Annotated in this window: 4 protein-coding genes; 3 read left to right on the forward strand and 1 reads right to left on the reverse strand. The window is 67.5% G+C overall.

Features of this window, described 5'->3' with window-relative positions:
* Positions 1-561 precede the first annotated feature (561 nt).
* Positions 562-1854: a helix-turn-helix domain-containing protein gene (locus tag MJ777_RS18680; protein ID WP_239312977.1), complete on the reverse strand. Its 1293-nt coding sequence runs from the start codon at positions 1852-1854 to the stop codon at positions 562-564.
* 839 nt (positions 1855-2693) lie between these two features.
* On the opposite strand from MJ777_RS18680, the gene MJ777_RS18685 reads away from it, so the two are divergent.
* The 3 genes from MJ777_RS18685 to MJ777_RS18695 all read left to right on the forward strand — a co-directional run.
* The gene (locus MJ777_RS18685; protein WP_239377291.1) at positions 2694-4514 is read left to right on the forward strand and encodes a fatty acyl-AMP ligase; all 1821 of its coding nucleotides are present in this window, start codon (positions 2694-2696) and stop codon (positions 4512-4514) included.
* 128 nt (positions 4515-4642) lie between these two features.
* Complete coding sequence (locus MJ777_RS18690) at positions 4643-5494, forward strand: acyl-CoA desaturase (RefSeq protein ID WP_370651746.1); 852 nt, start codon at positions 4643-4645, stop codon at positions 5492-5494.
* A gap of 18 nt (positions 5495-5512) precedes the next feature.
* Positions 5513-6494, forward strand: a 982-nt coding sequence (locus tag MJ777_RS18695; protein ID WP_239377293.1) for an acyl-CoA desaturase, incomplete at its 3' end; no start/stop codon positions are given.

Raw genomic sequence — 6494 nt, forward strand, 5'->3', positions numbered from 1 at the left:
TTAGTGGCTCCGCCGGCCGTGCCGTCGGCTGACGATATGCCCCGGTGGCCTTCCGTATTATTCCACTCTGATCGGTGATCTCGCTACCGCCGCCGCGGGCCGTGGCCGATAGCGGGGGTGACGTCAGGCACTCCATCGGCATCGGGCACTACCACGCCCGCGGGAACGATGTGCGGCGAAGCCACTCAGAGCGTGTGTGAGATCGGGCTTTCGATCAGTGAGCCGCGGCTAGGTGCCCCCTGGCAAGGCGGAAGGCCGAAGCGATGCCGGATGAGTTGTCTCGGTGTGGCCGACAACGCGGCCAGGGGCGCCTGGGCGCGGCGAGCCGGAATGACGATCTCACACACGCTCCCAGGTGAGACCCCCGCGTCGTAAGCTCCATCCCAAGACTCCGACGCGGGGGTCTCGTCATCTCACGGGACAGCGAAGGCGCATAGTTCAATTCCAGGCTGTGCCTTCCGCGCGGGCTCTCGCCCATCCCGCCACCGGTGACGCGCCGGGCACCGCCACGATGGCCGTTCCCGAGGCCGGCGGCGGTGGCGTGCGTGGCCGGACGGCCCGTCAGCGAGACCCGGCCCAAGGGGTGAGATCACCGAAGGACGGGCAGCGCGGGACCATGGAGCGGCGCTGGAGCTGGAACGCCTCCAGGGCCAGGGACAGCTCGACCAGATCCCGGGGAATGGTCAGTGAGCGCAGGGTGAGCCGTTCGAGTCGCCGTAGCCGGTTCAGCACGGTGTTCCGATGACAGCACAGCGCGGTCGCGGCCTGCGCTGCCGAGCCGTCCGAGCGTAACCAGACCGCGAACGTGTTCAGCAGCAGATCCCGGCTCACCGGGTCGAGGCCCAGCACCGGTGCCAGCACAAGAACCTTCAGCTCGTGCGCGAGGTCCGGCTGGGCGGTCAGAATCGCGGCCGGGAGCTGCTCCTCCAGAATGGCGAGACCATGGGGGAGGGTCCGGGAGGCCAGTTCCGCGAGCCGGCGGGCCCGGCCGAGCGTGGCCAGCCCCGTCACCGCCATGCTCACGCCGGTCCGGAAACCGTCGTTCGTGGGCAGGCGGCCGGCCAGGGACGGTACCGGCAGCGTCCCGAGCACCGCCACGCCGACCGCGCTCTCCCCGTACAGCCGCCAGATCAGCCGGGCGGTACCCGCGCGTACCGGCAGATCGACGGGGTCGAGGATCGGCCCGCCCTCGGTTGGGCGCCGCACGATGACCGCGTAGCGGCCTTGCTCGGGCATGGCGAAGGATCTGGCGACCGCGGCGATGGTGCTGGCGTCGGTTGCCCCGTTGAGCAGGGCATCGAGCAGGACGTCGGCGGTCTGCGCGCGCAGCAGCTCCATCTCGGTCGCACGCAGGGCGGCCAGCGCCGCGGCGGCATGCTCGTCAACGATGTCCCACAGATCGTCGAGCAGCGCGGCGGCCCGGGGGAGGGGCACATCGGCCTCGACGGTCCACCGCGTCAGCGCGTTGGCGACCGCTTTGCCAGCAAGCTCGTATGCCCGCCGCACAGCCTTGCCCGACATCCCCTGCCGGCCGCAGCGCTCACCGACCCTGCGCGGCCAGTCCAGCAGTTTATCCCTTTTATCTGTTTTATCCGCGGGGATGCGTAGCGCCGCCAGGGCGTTCTCGATGGATTTTCCGATCATCGGGGCTGGCTCCTGGGGCAGGATGCTTTCGTCGTAGTACGCCGGCTCCGCGGCAGGCAGCGAGGCGGCGACAACCTCCGCGAGCTCGGGCAGGCGCGCTTTCAGCGCGTGCAGCGCGCGCTCCTGCAGCGATGCGACGTCCTCCCCTGCCGCCTCCTGCTCCCACCCAGCCGGCGTGAACACCGTCGGAGGCAACGGGTCGGTTGGCATGTATCCGCTCCTTATCGGCAGGACGCGACCACGCACACGATCACACGTCGTCGTACGGCAGGAAAGGCTGGGACCGCTTGTGGCGCGCTGACATCCGCGGGCCTGTCGCCCCGCCGGATGGATTTATAAAGGTATCGACTTCATCGGGAAAACGGCAGACCATCCACGCGCACGCCATGATTTTACGCTCTGTTTTTGTGCATGGTGATCCGATCAGTCAACCAGGCGGAACCCAAAGGGCGGCGTCCGCCTGTTATGCAACCGAGTCCGCCCGCCCAGCGGGATGGTACGGAGTTCCGGGCCCCTGGCGGCCCCGTGGCGTGGCAGCGAAATCCGGCGGCGATCAGGAAGCGGCTGGACTCGGTGAACATTATCCAACAGGGGATGGGGCCCGGCCCGGCCTCCGCGCGCCGGGGACGGCGTGACGGTGGCAGCCACGACGGTGGCATGCGGATCGAGGAGGCCAGCGCATCGAAGCATGACAGAAACAGGCTCTTGTTGCGGAGCGTACCAATTATTACGGAAAGTAATTTTAAGGTGTCGGAGCAGGTATCGGTCATCGCTGGGCTGCCAGCGTCTGGCGCGGTGAATGATTGATGATCTTATCGTCGCGCACGATCGACCCAGCTGATTCCCGCCGTCCCAGCGTCGGATTGTGTCCGCGCACAATTGGATCGGCTCTCCTTGTTCCCTGGCACATCATGTGCGGGATTCGTGTGGACTTGAATCGCAGGCATTGACGTCCGATCGAGGCACATGGCATGATTTTATTTAATTTCCAGATCTAAAAATTTCGGGGAGTCGACTTGGAGCCTGCTGTTTGCTGGCCAGGTGCCTCGTTGAGTGAAATCCTTACAGCTCGTGCCCGGCAACAACCACGTCTCGCGTTTCGTTTCCTGCCGGACGGTAGTGGTGACAACGCCGTCGACTGGACCTATCAGGACCTGGCCGTACACGCCGGAGTGCTGGCCGAGAAACTGCGGCGTGACGGGCTCGCAGGTCATCGGGTGATGCTCGCGCTCGATCCGGGGCTGCATTATATTGCCGCGCTGTTCGGCATTTTCGCCGCGGGCGCGACGGCGGTGCCGTCATTCCCGCCCACCGGGCGCCGAGCGACCGATCGCTTCCTGTCGATTATCAGGGACTGCGCACCTGACGCGGTTATCGCCGACGCGCGGTTCGCGGGGCGGACGGACGCTCTCACCGCCAGGCTTCCGCCGGCCACAACCCGCCCGGTGTGGCTGTTCGTCGAGGACACGGTCGCCATGCCGCACGGATCAGCCCCACCGGGCGCGGCAGCGGACCGCACCGTCACGGACGGTGCGGATCTTCCCAGTCTCGGTGCCGGCCCGGCGACACCCGCGCTGCTGCAGTACACCTCCGGTTCGACCGGCCAGCCCAAGGGCATCGTGCTGACCCACGCGAACCTGGTCAGCAACTGCCGGACGCTCGAAGCCAACACGGGGGCTGACCCGGAGCGGGTTGGCTGCTCGTGGCTGCCGCCCTACCATGACATGGGCCTGATGGGAACGATCATGCTGGCTCTGCACGGCGGCTGGCCACTTGTCATGCTTTCGCCAGCGCACTTCGTGCAACGGCCCTACCGGTGGCTCAAGGCGATCACCGACAATAAGGTGACCATCTCTGTCGGCCCGAACTTCGCGTTCGACCTGTGCGCTGAGACAGTCACCGACGACGAGCTGGCAACGCTGGACCTCAGCTCGCTGCGGCAGGTCTTCTGCGGCTCGGAGCCAGTTTCCCGGGCCACTCTCGATCGGTTCCGGGACCGGTTCTCCGGCTGCGGCTACCGGGAGTCCGTGCTCATTCCCTGTTACGGCATGGCTGAGGCGACTTTGTTTGTTTCGGGCCGGGCCGCGGGCAGCACGGTCCGCACCGAATGGCTCGACCGGGATGCGCTCGAGCACGGGCACGCCCGCCCGCTCAGCGCGGCTGACAGGAATGCCGCGGCGATCGTGAGCTGTGGTGTGGTCGCGGAAGGCCATGAGGTCGTCATCGTTAGTCCGGAAACCATGCGGCCTTTGTCCGCCGGCCGCGTGGGCGAAATCTGGATACACGGCCCGAACGTCGCTGCCGGGTACCTCGGCCAGCCCGAGCGGACCGCTGACACATTCGCCGCCCGGCTGGCCTCCTCGGCTCCGCCGGCTGATACCTCCGAGCGCCGCTACCTGCGTACCGGCGACCTCGGATTCCTGCTCGACGGCGAGCTGTTCATCACCGGTCGAATCAAGGATGTGATCGTCATCGCCGGACGTAACCTCTATCCCCAGGACATCGAAAGCTCTGTGCGCGGGGCACACCCCGCACTGCGGCGTGCCGCGGCCTTCTCCGTGGACGATGACGGTGATACCGGAACCGAACGGCTCGTTATCGTCGCCGAGATCCGGGGGACAGCGCGACAGGCTGCCGCGCTGGCTGCGGAGATCCGCGACACGGTGGTAGCGGCCGTGACGGCCGACCACGGCGTCCGGCCTGCCGACGTCCAGCTCGGCCCGGTCGGTGTCATCCCCGTCACCACCAGCGGGAAGATCCGGCGCGACGCCACCCGGTCGGCGTACCGCCAGGGGCTGCTGGCCACGGCCACGGCCGGCCACGGACCAGGCCGCGAGCCCATCCCGGCTGTGACGGGATGCCCGGCATGACCTCCTGTACCGACACCGCGCCGGCCGTCCGGCCGCTGCCCGCCGGGGCTACCGGGGCTACCGGGACGCGGATCATCGCTCCCGGATCAGCCGGTACCGGTCCGGACACCGACGCCCTCGCCCGCAGAATGGCCTACGTCACCGTCGGGCTGCCGGCCCTCGGCGTGGTCGCGGCGATCGTCTTCGCCATCCGGTACGGGTTCACCTGGACCGACCTCGGACTGCTCGCCGGCATGTACCTGGTGACGGCGTTGGGGGTGGAGGGCGGCCTGCACCGTTTCTTCTCCCACCGCGCCTTCAGCGCGGGGCCGGCGCTGACCAGCTTCCTGGGGGTCGCCGGCAGCATGGCGGCGCAGGGACCGATCCTGTTCTGGGTCGCCACCCACCGGATCCACCACGCGTTCACCGACCGGGACGGCGACCCGCATTCCCCTCGCCCGATCGGCGACGGTCGCCTCGCCCGGCTGCGCGGCCTGTGGCACGGCCATGTCGGCTGGCTGTTCACGATCCGCCGGGCCAACTGGAGCAGGAACGTGCCGGACCTGCTGCGGGACCGGCTCGTCATGAGACTGAACCGGTACTATTTCGGCTGGATCGTTCTCGGCCTTGCGCTGCCGGCACTGATCGGGGGCCTTGTCGACGGCCCACGCGGCGCCGTCGGGGGGCTTCTGTGGGGCGGGCTCGCCCGGATTTTCCTGCTTGACCAGGTGACTTGGGGAGTCAACTCCCTCGGCCACACGCTGGGCCGTCGACCCAATCCGACTCGGGACAACAGCCGCAACATCTCGCTGCTCTCTCCTTTCTCCGTCGGTGGCTCCTGGCACAACAACCACCATGCCCAGCCGGCCCTGGCCCAGACCCGGCACACCCGCTGGCAGCTCGACATCGCCGGGCTGTTCATCCAGCTGCTCGATGTCGCAGGTCTTGCCCGGGATGTGCGGTATCCGAAGAAATCCGGTCCGCGCGGAGATTCCGAGTAGATATTTAGGGGGACTGCCATGTCCTCGGCTACGGCCGAACCGCTCGCCGCGGGCATCGTGAAGCTCGACCCGGCCAGCCGGCGCATCAAACGGGTGACCGCGTTCACCATGATGGCGCTGCCTGGACTCGGTTGTGTCGCCGCGATCTACCTGCTGGCCAGCGGAATGTACGCGACGATCGACCTGGTGCTGTTCGCCGCGTTGTACTTCGTGCATATGGGTGGCATTACCATCGGTTTTCATCGCTATCTCGCCCACAAGACGTTCAAAACATCGCGGTTCTTCGAGGCGATCCTGCTGATCAGTGGTTCGATGGGCGGGCAGGGGCCGATCATGTACTGGGTCACCACCCATCGCCGGCATCACCGGTTCAGCGACGGACCGGGCGATCCGCACACCCCGAACCTGCATGGCGAAGGTGTCCGCAACAAGCTGCGTGGACTCTGGCACGCGCACATGCCGTGGATGCTCAGCGACGAGAGCTCCAGCTGGAGCCTGTGGGCGCCCGATATCATGCGCGACCGTCGGCTGTTCTTCTACCACCGGACCTACCAGCTCTGGATGCTGGCTGGCCTGCTCCTGCCGGCACTCATCGGGTTCGCCGCCGGCCGGACCGCCATGTCGGCACTGACCGGCCTCGTCTTTGGTGGCCTTGCCCGGATGTTCGTGGCGAACCAGGCCGCCTGGTGCGTCGGATCGATTTCCCACATGATCGGCGGCCGGCCATTCGACACCGGCGACCGCAGCGCCAACAACTGGCCGGTAGCCCTCGTCACCTTCGGAGAGGGACTGCAGAACAACCATCACGCGTTCCCGGGCTCCTATCGGCATGGCGTCCGTGCCTGGGAGCCAGATCTGAGCGGCTGGACGCTGGCCCTGCTCGGCAGCGCCGGCGTCGTCTGGGACCTGCGGTCTCCGGACAGAGCGACCATCGCGGCGAAACGGCAGGCAGCCGTCCGGCGCCGCGCGACACAACACGAATTGGACAGGAGCATGAAGA

This window comes from Protofrankia sp. Cj5, assembly GCF_917627405.1.
Taxonomy (GTDB): Bacteria; Actinomycetota; Actinomycetes; order Frankiales; family Frankiaceae; genus Protofrankia.